The 18,759-nt window shown below is 50.2% G+C and carries 14 protein-coding genes; 6 read left to right on the plus strand and 8 right to left on the minus strand.

Annotated elements, in window-relative coordinates:
* Positions 1 to 8: 8 nt before the first annotated feature.
* From DEV76_RS00725 to trpS, 5 genes are all read right to left on the minus strand, one after another.
* On the minus strand, positions 9 to 3,125 hold the full coding sequence (locus DEV76_RS00725; RefSeq protein ID WP_109694105.1) for a SusC/RagA family TonB-linked outer membrane protein: 3,117 nt from the start codon (positions 3,123 to 3,125) through the stop codon (positions 9 to 11).
* A 609-nt stretch (positions 3,126 to 3,734) separates the two neighbouring features.
* A complete protein-coding gene (locus DEV76_RS00730) occupies positions 3,735 to 5,750 on the minus strand; it encodes a ComEA family DNA-binding protein (RefSeq protein ID WP_157962641.1) in 2,016 nt (671 codons plus the stop codon).
* A 295-nt stretch (positions 5,751 to 6,045) separates the two neighbouring features.
* Positions 6,046 to 6,777 carry a hypothetical protein gene (locus tag DEV76_RS00735; RefSeq protein ID WP_109694108.1) on the minus strand — a complete coding sequence of 244 codons (732 nt, stop codon included), beginning with the start codon at positions 6,775 to 6,777 and terminating at the stop codon, positions 6,046 to 6,048.
* A gap of 124 nt (positions 6,778 to 6,901) precedes the next feature.
* Positions 6,902 to 7,534, minus strand: coding sequence for a deoxynucleoside kinase (locus tag DEV76_RS00740; protein ID WP_109694109.1), 633 nt, complete (start codon positions 7,532 to 7,534; stop codon positions 6,902 to 6,904).
* A gap of 29 nt (positions 7,535 to 7,563) precedes the next feature.
* Positions 7,564 to 8,568: a tryptophan--tRNA ligase gene (trpS, locus tag DEV76_RS00745; protein WP_109694110.1), complete on the minus strand. Its 1,005-nt coding sequence runs from the start codon at positions 8,566 to 8,568 to the stop codon at positions 7,564 to 7,566.
* Positions 8,569 to 8,716: 148 nt separating this feature from the next.
* Here trpS and gatC point away from each other — a divergent pair, with 148 nt between their 5' ends.
* From gatC to tyrS, 4 genes are all read left to right on the plus strand, one after another.
* Entirely contained in the window at positions 8,717 to 9,007 is a 291-nt protein-coding gene (gatC, locus tag DEV76_RS00750) for an Asp-tRNA(Asn)/Glu-tRNA(Gln) amidotransferase subunit GatC (RefSeq protein ID WP_109694113.1), read from the plus strand.
* 1 nt (position 9,008) lies between these two features.
* Entirely contained in the window at positions 9,009 to 9,719 is a 711-nt protein-coding gene (locus DEV76_RS00755) for an ABC transporter ATP-binding protein (protein WP_109694114.1), read from the plus strand.
* Between the two features lie 83 nt (positions 9,720 to 9,802).
* On the plus strand, positions 9,803 to 10,363 hold the full coding sequence (locus DEV76_RS00760) for a cob(I)yrinic acid a,c-diamide adenosyltransferase (protein WP_109694116.1): 561 nt from the start codon (positions 9,803 to 9,805) through the stop codon (positions 10,361 to 10,363).
* A 59-nt stretch (positions 10,364 to 10,422) separates the two neighbouring features.
* The gene (gene tyrS / locus DEV76_RS00765; protein ID WP_109694118.1) at positions 10,423 to 11,706 is read left to right on the plus strand and encodes a tyrosine--tRNA ligase; all 1,284 of its coding nucleotides are present in this window, start codon (positions 10,423 to 10,425) and stop codon (positions 11,704 to 11,706) included.
* Between the two features lie 87 nt (positions 11,707 to 11,793).
* Here the strand turns inward: tyrS and DEV76_RS26320 are convergent, their stop codons facing one another.
* The 3 genes from DEV76_RS26320 to DEV76_RS00780 form a co-directional block, all read right to left on the minus strand.
* Positions 11,794 to 12,246 carry a rhodanese-like domain-containing protein gene (locus DEV76_RS26320; RefSeq protein WP_109694120.1) on the minus strand — a complete coding sequence of 151 codons (453 nt, stop codon included), beginning with the start codon at positions 12,244 to 12,246 and terminating at the stop codon, positions 11,794 to 11,796.
* Between the two features lie 197 nt (positions 12,247 to 12,443).
* On the minus strand, positions 12,444 to 13,748 hold the full coding sequence (locus DEV76_RS00775; protein ID WP_109694122.1) for an amidohydrolase family protein: 1,305 nt from the start codon (positions 13,746 to 13,748) through the stop codon (positions 12,444 to 12,446).
* A gap of 21 nt (positions 13,749 to 13,769) precedes the next feature.
* On the minus strand, positions 13,770 to 16,859 hold the full coding sequence (locus DEV76_RS00780) for an amidohydrolase family protein (protein ID WP_232826837.1): 3,090 nt from the start codon (positions 16,857 to 16,859) through the stop codon (positions 13,770 to 13,772).
* A gap of 204 nt (positions 16,860 to 17,063) precedes the next feature.
* Here DEV76_RS00780 and DEV76_RS25805 point away from each other — a divergent pair, with 204 nt between their 5' ends.
* Positions 17,064 to 17,489, plus strand: a complete 426-nt coding sequence (locus DEV76_RS25805) for a hypothetical protein (protein ID WP_157962643.1) — start codon at positions 17,064 to 17,066, stop codon at positions 17,487 to 17,489.
* A complete protein-coding gene (locus DEV76_RS00785) occupies positions 17,486 to 18,757 on the plus strand; it encodes a glycerate kinase type-2 family protein (RefSeq protein ID WP_198651894.1) in 1,272 nt (423 codons plus the stop codon). Before DEV76_RS25805 ends, DEV76_RS00785 begins: the two co-directional genes overlap by 4 nt.
* Positions 18,758 to 18,759 lie beyond the last annotated feature (2 nt).

Genomic DNA, 18,759 nt, shown 5'->3' on the forward strand with positions numbered 1-18,759 from the left:
GGATCGGATTAAAAAGTAACAGATACGTTAAAACCATACAGGCGTGTTGGCGGGGTCTGGCGATAGTCATTCAACCCCGTGGCGTTGCCGGTGGTAAAGTTGAATTCCGGATCGGTGTATTGATTCGACTTGGGCAGCCAGGTAACCAGGTTTCTGCCGGTGAACCCGATAGTCGTTTTCTTCACGATTTTCAGGTGGCGTAAAACTGAAGCTGGTAAATCATACGAAAGCGTCAGCTCCCGCAGTTTCCAGAAGGCACCGCTGGACACATAGTTTTCCCCGATAGAAGTACGATACGCACTTTCCGGCCAGAAGTCGTAGTTACCATCCATTACCAGCACGTTGTTGTTGTCTATATATTTCCCGGATCCTGCGGGTGACTCAATAACGGAATTGGGGAAGATGAAGCGCTGGCGGTTATAGGAAGCACTAACTGCAGAAGCGCCGGTGAAGTCGAGGTCGGAACCAATGTCGTGGTACACAACATACCCTCCGCGGTATTCGCCGAGTGCGGTAAAGCGCAGACCTTTCCATTGGAAGCTGGTATTGATACCCACTACATGTTTTGGATTTGTATTACCGATGATAAAATAACCGGAAGCGCGGCTGGGCATACCCGTTTCCGCATCCACGATCACTTTGCCATTATGTTTCTCGTAAGAAGTTGTTTTCAGCATGGGATAGGGATATCCCGGAATGGCCGCCACATAAGCGTTACCTGAAGCGTCTGACAGTGCCAGCTCAGGAAGGTCTGCCCCGATCTCCAGTACTTTGTTATCACGGAAAGCATAGTTACCACCAATCTCCCAACGGAAATCCGCAGTTTTCAGCGCCAGTAACTTCAGATCAATTTCATACCCTTTGTTCTTCACTTTACCAGTATTGATGAGGTATCCGCCATATCCTGTAGAGTTGGAAAGACCTGCCGTGATGGTTTGGTCAATAGAAAGCTGATCGTAGTACGTAAACTGCAAGTTCACCCTGCCGTCCACAAAGCCCATTTCCACACCCGCTTCTTTTGACTTCAGTCTTTCCGGGCGAAGGTTGTCGCTCACGAGGGTGTTACCCACAGTATACCCCACAGTAGATCCAAAGGGGAACCCGGGACCACGAACGAATACTTCATCAAGCGAGTGCGGGCCGATGTTTGCCTGGCCTACTTCCGTATACCCCAGGAACAGTTTGAGATAATTGATAGCGCGTTTACCCTTCAGGAAAGGAATAGCCTCTGTGGCCACAAACGCAACGTCGATGCTGGGATATCCGAAATTGCGGTTCACTTTGGAAAGGCGGGAGATATGATCGAGGCGGTAGCTGCCGTGCATAAACACGAAATCTTTATACCCGAAAGAAGCATCCATGTATTGCGAATGCTCACGGGCGGTAAAGTTGCGTTCATCCCCATCCAGCTCACCCACGCGGTTGCTCACATTGAAGAAGCCCGGGTTCACCAGTGCATTGGCACGAACAAACCCAACCTTGCTCCTCTCCTGCCTGATGTGGTTACCCAACATCACGCGCACATCGAGATCATTGAACTTCTTCTGGAAAGTAGCCATGAAATCGAATTGGTTTAACGCGTAATTGCTCCAGTTATCCTGTACAAAACCATTGGTCACCTCGGCTTTCACTTTATTGCCGGAAATCTCTTCCGTGTAGGGCGTGTAAGTGAATTTGTCTGCACGGTCTTTGGAAGCGGAGTTTTGCGTAGAGGTTGATACCCTTCCGAGGAACGACAGCCATTCCAGGGGTTTGTAATTCAGGGTAACGTTCCCGATGAGGTTATCGGTTTTAGCATCGGTCCTGAACTGATCGATGATGAAGTAAGGGTTATAGTAGTATTCGTTATAGTACCCGTTGGGGTTCGCGAATTTATCGGTACGCCAATTCTTATAGCTGGTAAGGGGTACATGGGCAGCGGTGTTCATCACCATCCAGTATACGCTTTCCTCCAGCCCACCGGCATTGGTATGCACATCTGCGGTATTCTGGGAATAGCTGATATTGGCACTTGCGGTTACTTTCCCGAACTCACGGCTGGCATTCACCCGAACACCATTTCTGCCAAACTTATCCTTCGGCACTACACCGTTCACTTTCTGGTTCTGAATGGAAGCGAAGAAAGATGTTTTATCATCGGCAGTGGCAACAGAGAGGTTGTTTTGCAGGGTGAGTCCTGTGTTCCAGAAGTTGTACCTGTCCCGCGTTGGGGAGTATTTCACCCGCTGAATAGATCCGTCTTCCAGTGGTTTTCCTATTTCCACTTCGGAACCATCGTAAGCGGGGCCGTACTGCTGGTTTTCGTAAGCATTGTAAACAGGGATGGGGGCTTTGGTGGAGCCGGTCCCGAATTTGTCCTGCAGCGCAGGGAAGAAAGATATTTCCTCGAACTGGGTGGAGTTAGCAAGCTGGACTACAGGCCGGCCTTTCTGTGCTTTTTTGGTGGTGATGATGATGGCACCGTTGGAGGCACGGGCGCCGTAAAGGGCGGAAGCGTTGGCGCCTTTCAGGATGTTCACATCTTCCACATCTTCCGGGTTGATGGTGTTGAACTGGCTGCCGGGGATTTCCACACCATCGAGTACGATCAGTGCCTGGTTCTCGCCCGTGATAGAGCGGTTCCCCCGGAGGATGATGCGGGTGCTGGGGTTAGCCGAGTTATTAACCGTGTTTACCTGCAGGCCTGAAACTTTGGCTACGAGCGACGAGGCTACCGTGGTAGCCTTTGCCGTTACCAGGTCGGCACTTTTCACTTTCCCGACGGAGTAGCCAACAGATTTAGCCTGCCGCTGGATACCCATAGCCGTAGTGATTACGACTTCCTGCAGACTGCGCGAATCCAGCATCAGGATTACGGGTAAAGAGGTAGAAGAGCCTACTGGTTTTTCGAGCGTGTTATAGCCTACGCTCCGAATCAGCAGTACGTCTTTTTCTGAGACCTGAATTTTGTAATTCCCGTTTTGATCAGCGGTGGTACCTTTTGTGGTTCCCTTGATCTGGATGGAGGCGTAAGGTATGGGAGAACCGTCTTCCCCTGTAACCTTACCGGTGACCTGGCGTAATTGGGCATAAGCCAGGCTCCCGCTCACCATGAGCATGGTGAGAAAAAGTAGAGCCTTTTTCATAGATGATTTAGATTTTGGTTGACTACCGCAATGTAGGTAGTTTTTTGAATCCGCAAAAATTTTAAGTTAAAACTTTGTTAAGGGTTATTAACACCCTACTGCAGCGGATGTGCGGTAATCACTAGATAAGTTATTGATGTTCAATATTGGACTAAACTTTTCATGATAGCTCTAAAAGTGATTGAAAAAGAGGAGATATTTTTCAGTTTGGGGCACAAAAAAGCCGGTTTCCGAAGAAACCGGCGGATTGATGATCAGTTGGTGTCAATCAAAATCTAAATCATCAAAGAGTTAAGGGCTACTTGGATAAACAAGCGATGCAAGATACATTGTAATACTGCAATCGCCTAGTAATTGGGGGATGAAGTTCACATAAATAACAAGGGATAGACAATTATGTTGCCCGGAGCGCAAAGTGGAAATAGTGGGTGCCCTTACCGATATTAACTGTTTTGAGGATGAGTGGTAAGTGGCAAATATGTCAAAAGAGATTGAAGCCCGTAAAACAATGCATACTACAGGGCGCCTGCCGGCAATCTTCTGACCATGAATTCTGACCGTTTTGCCAGGAATTGATCTATCCGGAATCACTAGTTTTCATCCACACATTCATTTCTCCTTCCCCCACTCATATTCAATTTGTAGCTGCACAGTACTACGACTTTCCGGACCTAATACTTCCCTCCATTCATTCAACGTTTGGGGATGCTCTTTTGATTGTGCGTATTGCCAGCTGCCCCAGATGCTCCAGCGTTCTCCAAGCTTCCGCTGGGCCTGGAACCGGCAGTACCATCCCGTTCCGCTAAACCGGCTAACGGTTCCATCTCCTGCAAATCCCTGACCAGAGAGATACATGGCCTGCCCGGGAGATGGACTGTACCAGGTATGGGCAAATACACCCTTCCATTTTCCATACTTCCATTTCCATTGCTGAAGAGCCATCCAGCTGGAAGCACCGGCAACCTGCTGAGCCTGCACCCTCACCTTCCATGTTACAGCGGCGGATAAAGGAACTTCTCCCCGCAACTGAATCTGATGCTTCGCCTGCTTCAACGTCTGCATCTCGCGATACCCCTCCCGCAGCATATCCTGCGCCTGCTCCGCGTACCGGTAACTACCCTGAATCATGGCATGGCGTTCAGGGTTCCATTGTACAGCCAGCAGTGCATCTGTACCGGCCGACGGGCTGCCAACACGGTATCTCAACCAGGGAAATCGGTATAAATCCACATATCCTGATACCACGCAGTTATTGCGGACCTTCCATTGCAATGCTCCATAACATCCTTCTTCGTTCCCTGCAATGCCCGTTACGCCGAACGGTGCACCATATAACCCCGAAAAACCCGGCTGGCCTTTCCTCCAAACCATTCCCGCATCCAGCACCGGTGATAAAGCCACCAGTAATCCCTGCATGGCTGCCCGGTTTCCTGATCCGCTTTGCGCTACTTCTCCGAAAAAGTGAACATTCTTCCAGGTGAATGCATGATCAAAACTACATTCCAGCAATTGGTTTCCCCGGAAGCGAAACCGCTGGTACAGTTCATCACCTGCGCGAAGGGGCACCGAAAACTTTTGGCCCTGTACATTCAATCCTGCATGCCCAGTTTTCAACCGCAGTTTCAGCATGGCTCCGGCTGTATGTTGTATAATGTTGCCCCGGGCTTCCTGTTCAGAAATTGTGCGATGGTAGCCTCCTGTCATTAAAGAACCTGCTGAATCAAAATCTTCTCCTGCTACCGGGCGCACCCTTCCGTCGAGCGCCCGAACGGAAAGCCAGGAAGTGAGTTCCCATTTCCGAAACGCCAGCGTCCCCGCTGCTCCACGGTAAAAGTAGTACTCACCGGCTCCGGCATAAGGGCGGAGCGACTCCCCTTCCCGTTTTAAAAAAAGTACGGATGAGCTTCTTCCCGGAGCGAGGCCGTGCCATTGAATTAACCCCTGCCCCATATTGATCGTGTAATCTCCCAACACCAGGGTTTTGAGTAATCCCGGCCGCCGTATTACCCAATGAAAACCGAGATGATCGGGTATGGGAATCCCTTTTTTACGGAGATAAGATTCACCGGCATCTTTCTCCAACACTATTCCCCATCCAGCATACCGCCCCATTTGATAGCGGTAACGCAACAATATCTTCTCCGGACTGCCGGCATATGCAGGCGCCTTTTCCGCAGCAGGGAAAAGCTTTGCTCCGGGGCCATCCCAGGTTCTTGCAAATCTCAGCTGAAGCATATGGGTTCCATCAGTCCAGGAAGTGCGTAATGGAACCTCCTGACGGAATGGATTGCCTGCAGTCACATATGGCAGTAACTTCCGGATAGTGTTCAGATCAAAACCTTTTACCGCCTGCAGCTCGAATATAGCCGCTAAGGGCCCCAGTGATTTCCGGTGCTCCAGTAATTGAAATATCTGAACCGGCAGCAACAATCCCAATTCCTGTAAATCTTCTGCCGATGCTGCATTAAGGTCCAGTGGACGATGAAGGTACTTTTGCAACAGGCTCCATTGTTCATCATTTTCCCGGAGGCTCCCGGGATCCAGCTCTGCCAGCTGCTCCTGTGTTTCCGAAGTATGCCTTTCTTCTTCCTGAATTGCATATACAGGGTTAGCCAAACACATCATCAGGCAGCAGCATACATGCTGAAAAACTAACTTCCACACATTACCTACTGGCAATACATGATTTCTACATTTGAACTGCTTCATTTCTTTTAAGTAAAATGAACAGTCAACGTTTTCTTAAAACGCAACAGCCAGCTATGCAACTACATTCTGCCCAACCACTATCTATACTATACTGATCCGGTCCTGTATAACAGAACGTGATTGATTATCAATCTTCGGTCAGCCTCCCCTTTGCTAATTTTCTGGTAATCACTACCTTTTCAAACGCTACTGCAGGTCCGCAATTGATATGTTACTCTACCTGCCTATTCTGTTTATCACTCTTCCTGTCTTTCCAACCTACCATTATTGCGGGGCTGATACCCAGATAGGGATGCCATCTTCCCATCACGCCTATTTCCCATTTCCCCATTCCCCAACCTGCACCGAAGTAGGGAAATAATGGACCAACAGCATACCCGCCCAATAGCAGGAAGCGGTCTACCGGCCGGTACCGGAGTTGCAACCTGCCTGTAAGCGGCTGCCTTGCTTCCTTTCCGCCAGCCAGTTCCAACTCCGCGGGCTGCCCCAGCTGGAAAGTCAATGAAGCGCCGCCATACCCTAACCCGGCTCCGCCCATCCTGAACTGAAGCCCCAACCTGCAATGCTTCCCGGTTTCCCAGACAGAACCTACCGTGGCTTCCGGCCTCCCTTTTCCATAGCCCAATCCTGCTGCCATCCGGAGGGATTTTCCCAACCGCAACCCATACATCAGGTTAAAATGTGTTTGCACGTACGGACTTACTCCTTCCTGCAAAACTTGTAATCCTGCAACACCACTCCCCACAGGAATAGCAGCAGACAATGCATGAATGTTCCATCCATCGATCATAAATCTTTTTTCCGTGTAAACTCCTGCCACTACGTGCCGCTGTGCAGCTAAACTGCCCGGCTCATTCCAGATGTCAAAAGCGGCTGTTAACGGAGGAATCGTAAATAATTGAAGAAACACCCAATGCAGGGTGAGCTTGCAAACAATGGTCATAGTAAAACGGGTTCAATCAAACAATAATTCAAAACTAAAGACAGTGCAGATATGCACCAAAAAAAATATCTCCGAAAAACGGAGATTAACCGTTATCCGGAGATAAAAAAGGTATTCGAAATTCCTAGAAAAGCCCGTACAGTTGCGAATCTACGCGAGAAATAATTTCTCCGAGATGTTCTTCGTTTTCCGGAAATTTATTCTTGTCTACGTCAATGATTAACAGGGGGCCATCCTTATACTTATCGATCCAGCTGTTATAATATTCGTTGAGCCGTTTCAGGTAATCGAGGCGGATGTTTTCTTCATATTCCCGCCCGCGTTTCTGAATCTGCGCTACCAGTGTAGGCACTGATGCCTGCAGATAAATCAGCAGATCCGGTGGTTTCACCATTGACTTCAGTGTCTCAAAGAAATTGAAATAGTTGTCGAAGTCGCGCTTCGTCATCAGCCCCATTTCGTAGAGGTTGGGCGCGAAGATGTGCGCATCTTCATAAATGGTGCGGTCCTGAATCACGGTGTCTTTGCCATGCTGTATATCCACCAGCTGCTTGAGGCGGCTGTGCAGGAAATACACCTGCAGGTTGAACGACCAGCGGGGCATATCGTCGTAAAAGTCGGTCAGATATGGATTATGTTCCACATCCTCGAACTGGGGCACCCATTTGTAGTGCTTCGACAGCATTTCCGTGAGGGTGGTTTTCCCGGCACCGATATTCCCGGCTACCGCGATATGTTTGACTTTATTCTTTGCCATGCAGTGGGGTATGATTCAACAGTTAAGTATCAATAGAAGTTGATGCCCATCAGATTGCGTGCTTCTCTGAGAGTAGCTGCGGCAGATTCGCGGGCTTTTTCGGCTCCCTGGCGCATGATGCGGTGCAGGTAGGCATGATCTTGCTGGATAGCCTCCGCCTTTTCACGGATCGGCCTGATGAAATTCACCATATCTTCTGCCAGCTGCTTTTTCATATCACCATATCGGATACTGCACCCGTTGTAGGCATCTTCGAATGCCTGAAGGGTATCGGGGGCAGAAACGAGCTGCATGAGCGTGAAAAGATTAGCGATATAGTCGGGTTTCGCGGAATTGGGTTCCTGCGGGCCACTGTCCGTTTTCGCCTTTTTCAGCTTGTTACGGATGGCATCGTCACTGTCGTTGAGGTAAAGCGTGGAGTTTTCATTCTCGCTCTTGCTCATTTTACCGTTTCCGTCGAGGCTCATGATGCGCACGAGATCATCTCCGTAGTTAAAAGGATAAGGTTCCGGGAAAAGCTCACCGTAGCGGTTGTTGAAGCGCTGCGCGAAGTTCCGGCTCATTTCCAGGTGCTGCTCCTGATCTTTCCCTACGGGTACTTTTACCGCACGGTGAATCAGAATATCGGCTGACATGAGTACCGGATAGGTCAGCAGTCCGGCATTCACGTTATCGGGGTTCTGGCGCACTTTATCCTTAAAGGTGGGTACCTTCTCCAGTTCTCCCTTATAAGCCATCATATTCAGCAGCAGGTAAAGCTCCGCGATCTCCGGGATATCACTCTGCACGTAAAGCGTTACTTTTTCAGGATCGAGGCCGGAAGCGATGTTTTCTGCCAGCACCCGGTACACGTTGCCCCTGAGGCTTTTCGGATCGGGATGCGTGGTAAGCGCATGCCAGTCGGCCACGAAAAAATAACAATTGAATTCTTCCTGCATCCGGATGTAATTACGGATGGCACCAAAATAGTTACCCAGGTGCAAAATGCCGGTAGAGCGGATACCGCTCACTACGATTTCTTTTTCCTTAGCCATATCGGGCCGCAAAATAAGAAATTTTAACAAGGCTTTTGGGAAAGGATACATCCACATCCCGCCCAATTATCCCTATTTTTGCCATACCGATCACATTTATCGGTTATATGAATACAATTTATTAGCTTTAAAACGTTAATTTAAACTCATGGAAGTGAATGACGCGCTGATACAGCAGCTGGCTACGCTGGCAAGACTGAAGATCGGCCAGGAAGAAGGGGAGGAAATCCGCCTGGACCTCCAGCGGATGATCACCTTTGTGGAGAAACTGAATGAACTGGACACGACCGACGTGAAACCATTGCTGCATATGACCCGCGACGCCAATGTTTTCCGTGAAGACGCAGTAATCCCCGGCATTACCCGGGAAGAAGCCCTTCGCAACGCGCCCGTACATACCGAAGAATATTTCAGCGTTCCCAAAGTAATCAAGAAATAATATGACCCAATCCGTTATCCACCTGGAAGAAATCAGGAAAAGCTACTTCATCGGTAAAAACGAGTTGCCCGTGCTGAAAGGCGTAAGCATCGACATAAACCGAAATGAATATGTAGCACTGATGGGCCCCTCCGGCTCCGGGAAATCGACCCTGATGAACATCCTCGGCGCGCTGGATACGCCTACCAGCGGTAAATACATCCTGAACGGGCATGATGTGAGCAGCATGGAGGATAACGAACTGGCACGCATCCGCAACCAGGAAATCGGGTTTGTATTCCAGCAATTCAATCTCATGCCCCGGCTTAGTGCCCTCGAAAATGTGGCTGTCCCCCTCATTTACGCCGGCGTAAGCAAAAAGGAAAGAGAAGATAAAGCCAGGGCCATGCTGGAAAAAGTTGGCCTGGGCGACCGATATAAACATAAACCCAACGAGCTTTCCGGCGGCCAATGCCAACGCGTTGCTATCGCAAGGGCGCTGGTAAACGATCCCTCCCTCATCCTCGCCGATGAACCTACCGGTAACCTCGACACGAAAACTTCCATAGAAATTATGGATATTTTCGGGAAGATCCATGCCGGCGGCAATACCGTAGTACTGGTTACCCACGAAGAAGATATTGCCGAACATGCCCGCCGGATCATCCGCCTCCGCGATGGCCTGATGGAATCTGATAAACTGAACGCTATTAAGGAAGTACTGGCCCACTAGCCAGCGAAAGCCTCACGATATGCACAGCGGCTCCGGTAAAACCGGGGCCGCTTTTTTTAGTACATTCGCCAAAACCCTGCTTTATGGCATTCAGAATATATACCAAAACCGGTGACAAGGGCAAAACATCCCTCATCGGAGGCACTAAAGTCTCCAAAGGGCACCTCCGCATCGAAACTTACGGAACAGTAGACGAACTCAATTCATGGATAGGATTGGTGAACGACCATATGACCGATCCCGGCGTGCGGGCAATGCTCCGGGAGTCGCAGGACCGGCTGTTTACCATCGGCGCCTCCCTGGCAACCGATCCTGAGAAGGAATCCAAAATGAAAAGGCCGGACCTTCACGAAGAAGATGTAAAAATGCTGGAAGATGCCATGGATAAGATGGACGAAATTCTTCCTGAAATGAAACACTTTATACTGCCTGGCGGGCATGTAGCTGTTTCTCACTGCCATATTGCCCGTTGTGTTTGCAGGAGAGCCGAGCGGCTGTGTGTAGCTTTGCAGGACGAAGGCCAGCCCGTGGAACCACTGGTGCTGCAATACCTGAACCGGTTAAGCGATTACCTCTTTGTACTGGCGCGGTATGTAGGGCACCAGCTCCAGGTAGAAGAACTGCCCTGGCGCCCCCGCATGTGACAAAAGGGGCGGTTATTCGTGGATATAAACGTAACTTTGCAAAAATTTTTCACCATTTCATGAATCTAATATCGGAATTGCGCTGGCGTGGTATGATACAGGATATCAAACCAGGCACGGAAGAACAGCTGGAAAAGGAAATGACGACTGCTTACGTAGGCTTCGACCCTACGGCAGACTCGCTGCATGTGGGTAACCTCGTTCCTATTATGCTGCTGAAACACCTGCAGCGCGCAGGCCACAAGCCACTCGCACTGGTAGGCGGCGCCACCGGTATGGTGGGCGACCCTTCTTTTAAAGCAGAAGAGCGCAAAATGCTCGATCTCGATACTTTGGCGCACAACCTCCGCTCCATTCAGGCACAACTGGAAAAGTATCTGGACTTCGACCCGTCTAAGCCGAATTATGCGGAAATGGTGAATAACTACGACTGGTTTAAGAACATCACTTTCCTCGACTTCATCCGTGATGTGGGCAAGCATATCACCGTCAATTACATGATGGCGAAAGACTCTGTGAAGAAACGCCTTGATGGTGACAGCGGCATGTCGTTCACGGAATTCTCTTACCAGATGATCCAGGGCTACGACTTCTATCATTTATATAATCAGAAGAACTGTAAAATGCAGATGGGCGGCTCCGACCAATGGGGCAACATCGTAACCGGAACGGAGCTTGTGCGCCGTTTGGGCGGTGGAGAAGCCTATGCTTTTACCTGCCCGCTGATCAAGAAGAAAGACGGTACCAAATTCGGCAAGTCCGAAAGCGGGAACATATGGCTGGATGCTAATAAAACCACGCCTTACCAGTTCTATCAGTTCTGGCTGAATGCAGATGATGACGATGCAGAAAACTACATCCGCATTTTCACCTTCCTCGAAGAGGCTGTTATCAACAATCTTATTGCTGAACACCGTGAAGACGCCGGGAAGCGCCTGCTGCAGAAGAAGCTCGCACAGGAAGTAACTACCTTTATTCACGGGGCAGAAGGCTATGAGAAAGCCATTAAAACTTCTGAGATCCTCTTCGGTAAGGCATCTATCGAAACACTGCGCTCCTTTTCTGAAGAAGAGCTGATCAATGTACTCACCGGTGTGTTGCAATATGAAATGCCCGCGACTTCATTGACAGAAGGAAAAGATGTGGTTACCTTCCTTGCGGAGGCCGGCATCTTCCCCAGTAAAGGCGAAGCTCGCAAAACTATTCAGGGTGGCGGTGTAAGCCTCAATGGCTCTAAACTTACAGGTGTTGACCTGATCATCGATGAATCATCACTCCTCAACGGAAAGAGCATCCTCTTTCAGAAAGGCAAGAAAAATTATTACCTCGTTCGCATGGTGTAGGAATACCACACTGTCATGAAATAAGAAAAAGCCTGGAGATACAATGTACTCCGGGCTTTTTCGATTATTGTTCAACCCAAAATACTTTTATTCACTTTTTATAATTGGATACCCGTTTTTCAACCAGGCAGATATTCCTTTCGTCATTACATATACATGCTCGAATCCCATGTTCTTAGCACGCTTGGCTGCATATGGCGCCGCTCCGCACAATGCGTCTGAACAATAAAATACAATGGTATCTGCTTTCGTACTTCCCAGATCTCCAGCGCCATAATCCCCCGGATCCAAATGGCGTGCACCCGGAATGTGATGCCGCTTAAATGAGGCACAACTGTTATTATCGATCATACGGAAACCCGGTTCCTCTAACCGGCGGAGTACCTCCTCCGGCGAAATCTCATTCAGCCCAAAGAGGCGGGCCGTTGTTATCGCTTGTCTCATCTTTTTTTTTATAAATCTCACACCAGCATGTGACAAGGGTATGTCAGCAGCCTTTATGTATTTTCTTTCCCCGATCCTCCCCTGCCCTGAATGCATCTTCACTGTGATACAACTTAGACTTAAATCATTATTTATCAATACTTTATAATACCCCCATGATGGCTGGCTGGGCGAAAACAGTCCTACATCCTGTCAAAATATGGGCAGGAAGGTGGTGAAATTGGAAAACTTACTCCATAAAAAAAGCCGCCCGCTAATGCGGACGGCTTCCATATTATTCATTACAAATCAATCTATTGCAGATTATACTTGTGCTTATAACGCTCGTACAACTGCTTATGCTTGTCCGTAAGATCTACTTCCCGGCCCTGGATATAAGCTTTTGTAATTACGCTCGACTTCATATCCAGAATATCCCCGGTACTTACCACGATGTTTGCATCTTTCCCTACTTCCAGTGACCCGGTTTTCTCAGCAATGCCGAGGATCTTTGCTGCGTTAAGGGTTATGGCGCTGAGGGCTTCCTCTTTGGTAAGACCATATGCCCCCGCTGTACCGGCATTGAATGGGAGGTTCCTTTGCTGCCAGAAACCCTCGTTCGAAATACTGAACAGTATACCGGCTTTCTGAAGGATGGCCGGTGTTTTATAAGGCTGGTCCACATCATCGTCCTGCATTACGGGCAGGCTGTGCGGCTGGCTCAGGATAACGGGGATACCGTTCTTCTTCAGCAGGCCGGTAATCATCCAGCTGTCGGTTCCGCCAACAATTACTACGTCGAAGCCAAACTCCTGACCCATATCTGCAGCAACAATCATTTCCTTCATGAGGTCGCAGTGTACGAACAGCTTCTGACTGCGGTCAAACAGCCCTTTCACTGATTCATATTTCAGGTTGGTACCGTTCTTTTTCGAACCACCATCGAGATAGGCTTTGGCCTCCCGGAAGAATCCTTTCACGGATTCTATTCTTTCCATGGCTTCTTTCACAGCATCATTTCCCGGACCACGGGCTTCTGCACCAAACGGATTGGAACGGGGCATAAGGCGGGGCATATAGAAATGGATGCCGTTATCTGTCTTATACGCAGCATCTTCCCAGTTCCAGGCATCGAGCTGCACAACGGAAGAGCTGCCGGTAACCAGCCCGCCTTCCGGTACTACCTGCGCAATCAGGATACCGTTGGTACGCAGGGTATTGATGATTTTGGAATCTGTATTATAGGAGATGATAGAGCGGACCGATGGGTTGATGTCTCCTACTTCACTGTAATCATTCGTGGCACGCACACTTTCTACTTCCGTTAGCCCCAGATTACTGTCGGATGCAATGAGGCCGGGGTAAATATGCTGGCCCTGTACGTCGAACACACGTACATCATCGGCAGGGATGGGTACATTAGCTCCAACGGCAATGATCTTTCCGTTACTGAAGCCTATGGTACCACGTTCAATAACCTGTCCGGCCCCGGTATGGATAGTGGCATTCTTAAGAAATACCAGTCCCTGCTGTGCTTTGGCCGGATACACCGTTTCCTGTGCACGCAGCGTGGCGAGGCAGGCGGTAAGTCCGATTATGGAGAGGAATACTTTTTTCATGTTGTTGGATGTTTGCGTGGCTTAGTGTGTTTCCACGTCGTTCAAAATATGATGCTGATGACCGGCCTGCAGATCTTCGCAGTGATAGATTTCCTCACGGGAGGGCACTGCTTTCTGCATGGGGGCACCTTTCTTCTTCTCGCCCAGCATTTTTGCAATGAGGCGGCTGCGCTCTGCTGCAATGCGGGTACGAAGTTCGAGATCGCGGGAACGGTCGAAGTACACGATACCGTCAACAATAGACTGCTCCGCTTTAGCGTAAATGCTGAGGGGGTGATCGCTCCAGAGTACCACATCGGCATCCTTACCGGTTTTGATACTACCGATACGGTCTGCCACATGCAGCAGCTGAGCGGGATGGAGGGTTACCATTTTAAGGGCTTCCTCTTCTCCCATTCCACCATACTTCACACTTTTGGCAGCTTCCTGATTGAGGCGGCGTGCCATTTCAGCATCATCGGAATTGATGGCCGTGGTAACACCAACGCGCTGCATGATAGTGGCGTTCTGCGGAATAGCATCGATCACTTCCATTTTATACGCCCACCAATCGGCAAATGTAGAACCTCCGGCACCATGCGCTTTCATCTTATCCGCCACTTTATAACCTTCCAGGATGTGGGTGAAGGTATTGATGCGGAAATTGAAGCGCTCGGCTACTTTCATGAGCATATTTATCTCACTCTGCACATAAGAGTGGCAGGTTACGAAACGTTTCTTATTGAGGATTTCCACCAGCGCATCGAGTTCCAGATCGCGGCGCTTGCCGGCCCCTGCTTTCTCGTAATCGCGGGCACGGGTAAATGCATCTGTCAGCACCTGCTCTACTCCCATACGCGTCTGCGGGAAGCGGACACGGGCAGGCAGGTTCCAGTTCGACTGCTTCACGTTCTCACCCAGCGCGAATTTTATAAAGCCGTCTGTACCGGCGAACTTCAGATCTTCCGCATTGGCTCCCCAACGCAGTTTGATCAGCTGGCTCTGGCCGCCGATGGTATTGGCGGAGCCATGCAGCAGGTGAGAGGAAGTAACACCCCCAGACAATTGACGGTAAATATTCACATCATCGGGGTTCACCACATCGGCAATCCGCACTTCTGCAGTTACAGATTGCGTGCCTTCGTTCACACCACGACTGATGGCGATATGCGAGTGCTCGTCGAGAATACCGGGTGTGAGGTGCTTACCGGTGCCATCAATCACGCGGGCACTACCCGCAGAAAGGCCTTTCCCGATTTGTGCGATCTTCCCATTACGGATCAGTACATCGGCACCTTCTATCTTTCCTTCTTTTTCGTTGGTCCAGATGGTGGCGTTGCGGATGAGCAGATCCTGCTGCTTCGGCATTTCCTCGAAACCATAGCCTACGAACGGAAAGTAAATTTTACCGGGAGCTTCCGGGGTCTTCTTCTTAGCAGTATCGGCTTTGGCTACATGAGCAGCAGTCTGAACTGCTTCCCAGCTTACAGGAACACCTTTCTCGTCGATACCGGCACCGCGCATGGTGGTCGTGGCACCTTCCATAAAGCGGATGGCACCACTGAGGCGGATCTGGCGGCTGTTATCTTTGGTAGTATTGAGAATGATTGTTACCAGCGGACCGGCTACATCGATCTTACCGGGGATGGTATCTTTATTAACAATAGAAGGTGCTGCAGGCGTGCCTTTGATTTCCACAGGATATGTACCGGAACCATTGGGATACGTCAGCACGATATTGTATTTCCCCCGGAGATCGGACCAGCCGTCTTCTTTCAGCACATATTTATTACCCTGTACCCAGTTCTGGTACAGCACGGTGCTTTCATCGAAAATAGGACCGGATGCAATGAGAAAGTTGGCCAGTTTACCAGCATCAAGGCTACCGATCTTATCGGAAGCTTTCAGAATTGCGGCGGGAGTTTGCGTAAGTGCTTCGAGGGCCTTTTCTTCAGAGAGGCCATTATCGATTGCTTTACGCAGGTTAGTGAAGAAAGACTTTGCATCCTTCACATCACCGGGCGTGAGCGCAAAAGGGATACGGGCTTTCTCGAATGCCGCAGGGTTTGTTGGCGCCAGTTCCCAGTGCTTCATATCTGCAAGGGCTACAAAACGCGCATCAGCAGGATCTTCCACATCCATAGCGGCAGGGAAGCTGACGGGCAGGATGAAGGATGCTCTGGAAGCGGTCATTTCAGGAATACGCTGGTATTCATTACCACCGCCCCTGATTACATATTGCACACCAAACTCATCCCCGATCTTGTCTGCACGAAGCGCGTTCCATTTATCGCCGGCTTCAAAGATCTGTATGAGGTTCTGCTGATCGTTCCAGGCCTGCAGGCTGAGGTTAACGCCTTCTGCAGATGGGTTGCCCTTGTACCACAGTGCATCCAGGTATTGCTGGCGCAGCAGTGCGATGGCCCCCATGAGGGAACCGGGGTAATCCTGCGAGGAAGAACCTTTATCGAAGGAATAGTGGGAAGAAACCTTTTCGCGTAGGATGGTTTTGTTTTCCCGTGTGGAGGCAAGGCTTACAAGCGCTCCCGTACCGCGGGCAATACCGTCGTGCTGATGGGTAAGCACTACACCGAAGCCCTGTTCGCGGAGATTCTTTGCTTTGGCGGCGTCTGCGCCGAAGATATCCACAGCGTTCACTTCCGGTTTAACGGCCTGGTTCCAGTTATAGGCGCCTTTAGTACCGGATATGAACTGTTGTGATCCACGGCCGCCAGGCGAACGCTGAGCGGAAGACATGCCATAGTCGCTGTCGAGGTCAATGAACGACGGATAAATGTATTTCCCTTTGCAGTCGACAACTACGGCATCTTTAGGTACTGCAGCCCCGGTACCGGCGGCTACAATTTTGCCATCACGGATAATGAGGGTGGCATCCCGTAATGTGGTTTTCGCGTCTTTTACTATGGTGGCATGGGTAAAGGCATAACAGCCTTCGCGCGGTTCGGCCACACCGTTTACAGGGAAAGTTTGCTGGCCCAGTACTGCGCCGGCCGGCAATAAAGCCGACAGTCCGCATACTGCACCAATCGCCCACCGCGTTAAAAGATAGCGGCGATGCTGCAACCCTGTCTCCGGCATTGGCGCCCCGGCAGGAATTTTAATTGCTTTCATGGCAGGTTGATTAAGATACGTTTAGATAATGGCTGAAAAGGACGACGATGCCGGCACAGGTTAGATCCGGAAAAAGCACGGCAATCAGGTTTCAATACAGCAACAAGCTTTAAATTTAATAAATGATTGTCCGCCGAACCTAGTATTTTAGTATAAATTTTTACAAGCGGTAAACCACCTGGTAATAATACACGGCATCACTATATGAAAAATAAGATTTGGCTCATTATCATCCTGTTAGCGGCTACCGGTCTTTCGGTACAGGCGCAGGATACCACGCGTACCCGTGGCCACCGCTGGGACGCTGCAGGGAAGGCAGACAAGATGAGTGATAAACTCTACCGCGAACTGGACCTGTCCAAAGACCAGCGCAAGGCTATTTACGATATCAATGAAGACATTGCGCGTAAGCGGGATGCTGCCAAGAAGGATTCCTCACTTAGCCCGCGTCAGCGTATGCAGGTATTCCAGCAGCTCGATGCCGACCGCAACCGCCGCTTCCGTGAAGTACTTTCCACTTCCCAATACAAAAAATGGAACGACTGGGAGCTGATGAAAAAGGGAGACATGGAAAAGAAGATGGACCGCAAGCAGGAGAAGAAGGAAGCGAGAAAACCCGGCCACGGATGAGCTTAAAAGGTCGTCAGCATGCAGAAGCCATTTACCTCCAAGCCGTAAAGGCTGTTCAGCCACGCTATTTTGTTCCGCTCAGTTTACCAGCCCTGCCTCCCGGCGATGGCCGGATATTTCTGCTGGCAGCAGGTAAAGCAGCCGCAGCCATGGCGCACCAGGCAGAGCGTATATTGGGAGACAGGCTTACCCATGGCTTTGCAGTTACCAGCCATCCCTCCACTTTTCCCTTACAGAAAACCGAAATTATTACGGCGGGCCATCCCGTGCCGGATATCAACAGCATTATAGCCGGCACCACCATGCTGCAACTGGCGGCAGGCCTCCGTCCGGGAGATCATGTGGTGTTCCTTCTTTCCGGAGGCGCCTCTTCCCTGCTGGCCGATGTGCCGGAAGGTGTTACCATGGAAGAGCTGCGGCATGCATTTCAGCTGTTACTCAACTCCGGTGCCGATATAACGGAGATGAACACCGTGCGTAAACACCTTTCTGCCATCAAGGGCGGTCAACTCGCACGTGCTATCCATCCGGCTACGGTGCATTCCATCCTGTTATCTGACGTACCTGGTAACGACCCTGCCGTTATCGGCTCCGGCCCTACCGTTGCAGACAATACCACATTCAGCGAATCCCTTGATATCATCGATAAATATCAACTCCGCGATCAGGTGGCTTCCGGCATAATTGCACATCTTGAACAGGGTGTGGCAGGACTTATCCCTGAAACCGCCCGTGCCGGAGAGCTCCCGCATGCCACGCACATCGTAGCTGCCAGCAACCGCATAGCCCTGGAAGCTGCGGCAGAAAAAGCTTCTAATCTTGGATATTTCCCCCATATACTAACTGATCATGCCACCGGCATGGCGCGTGACCTTGCAGCATCGCTTGTTCAAAGCGCCCTGGCATACAAGGGGCCTTTTCCGGGATGCCTACTGGCTGGTGGAGAATCCACCGTTCAGGTAACGGGCACGGGCCTTGGGGGGCGTAACCAGGAATTAACACTGGCGGCAGGTATGCTGCTCCGCGATCATCCGCAGATTACTTTCCTTTCTGCAGGTACAGATGGTATCGATGGCCCTACTGATGCTGCGGGCGCCGTGATAGATGCGGAAGCCCTGGCACAGGGGCCCGACCCGGTGCCTTACCTGGAGAATAACGACAGCTGGCATTATTTCCTGCAAACCCGCACACACATCTCTCCCGGCCCAACCAACACCAATGTTATGGATCTCGCCGTTATCCTCATCCACGGCCCGGCAAACGTTTGACA

Source organism: Chitinophaga deserti (genome assembly GCF_003149455.1).
In the GTDB taxonomy this organism is placed as follows: Bacteria; Bacteroidota; Bacteroidia; order Chitinophagales; family Chitinophagaceae; genus Chitinophaga; species Chitinophaga deserti.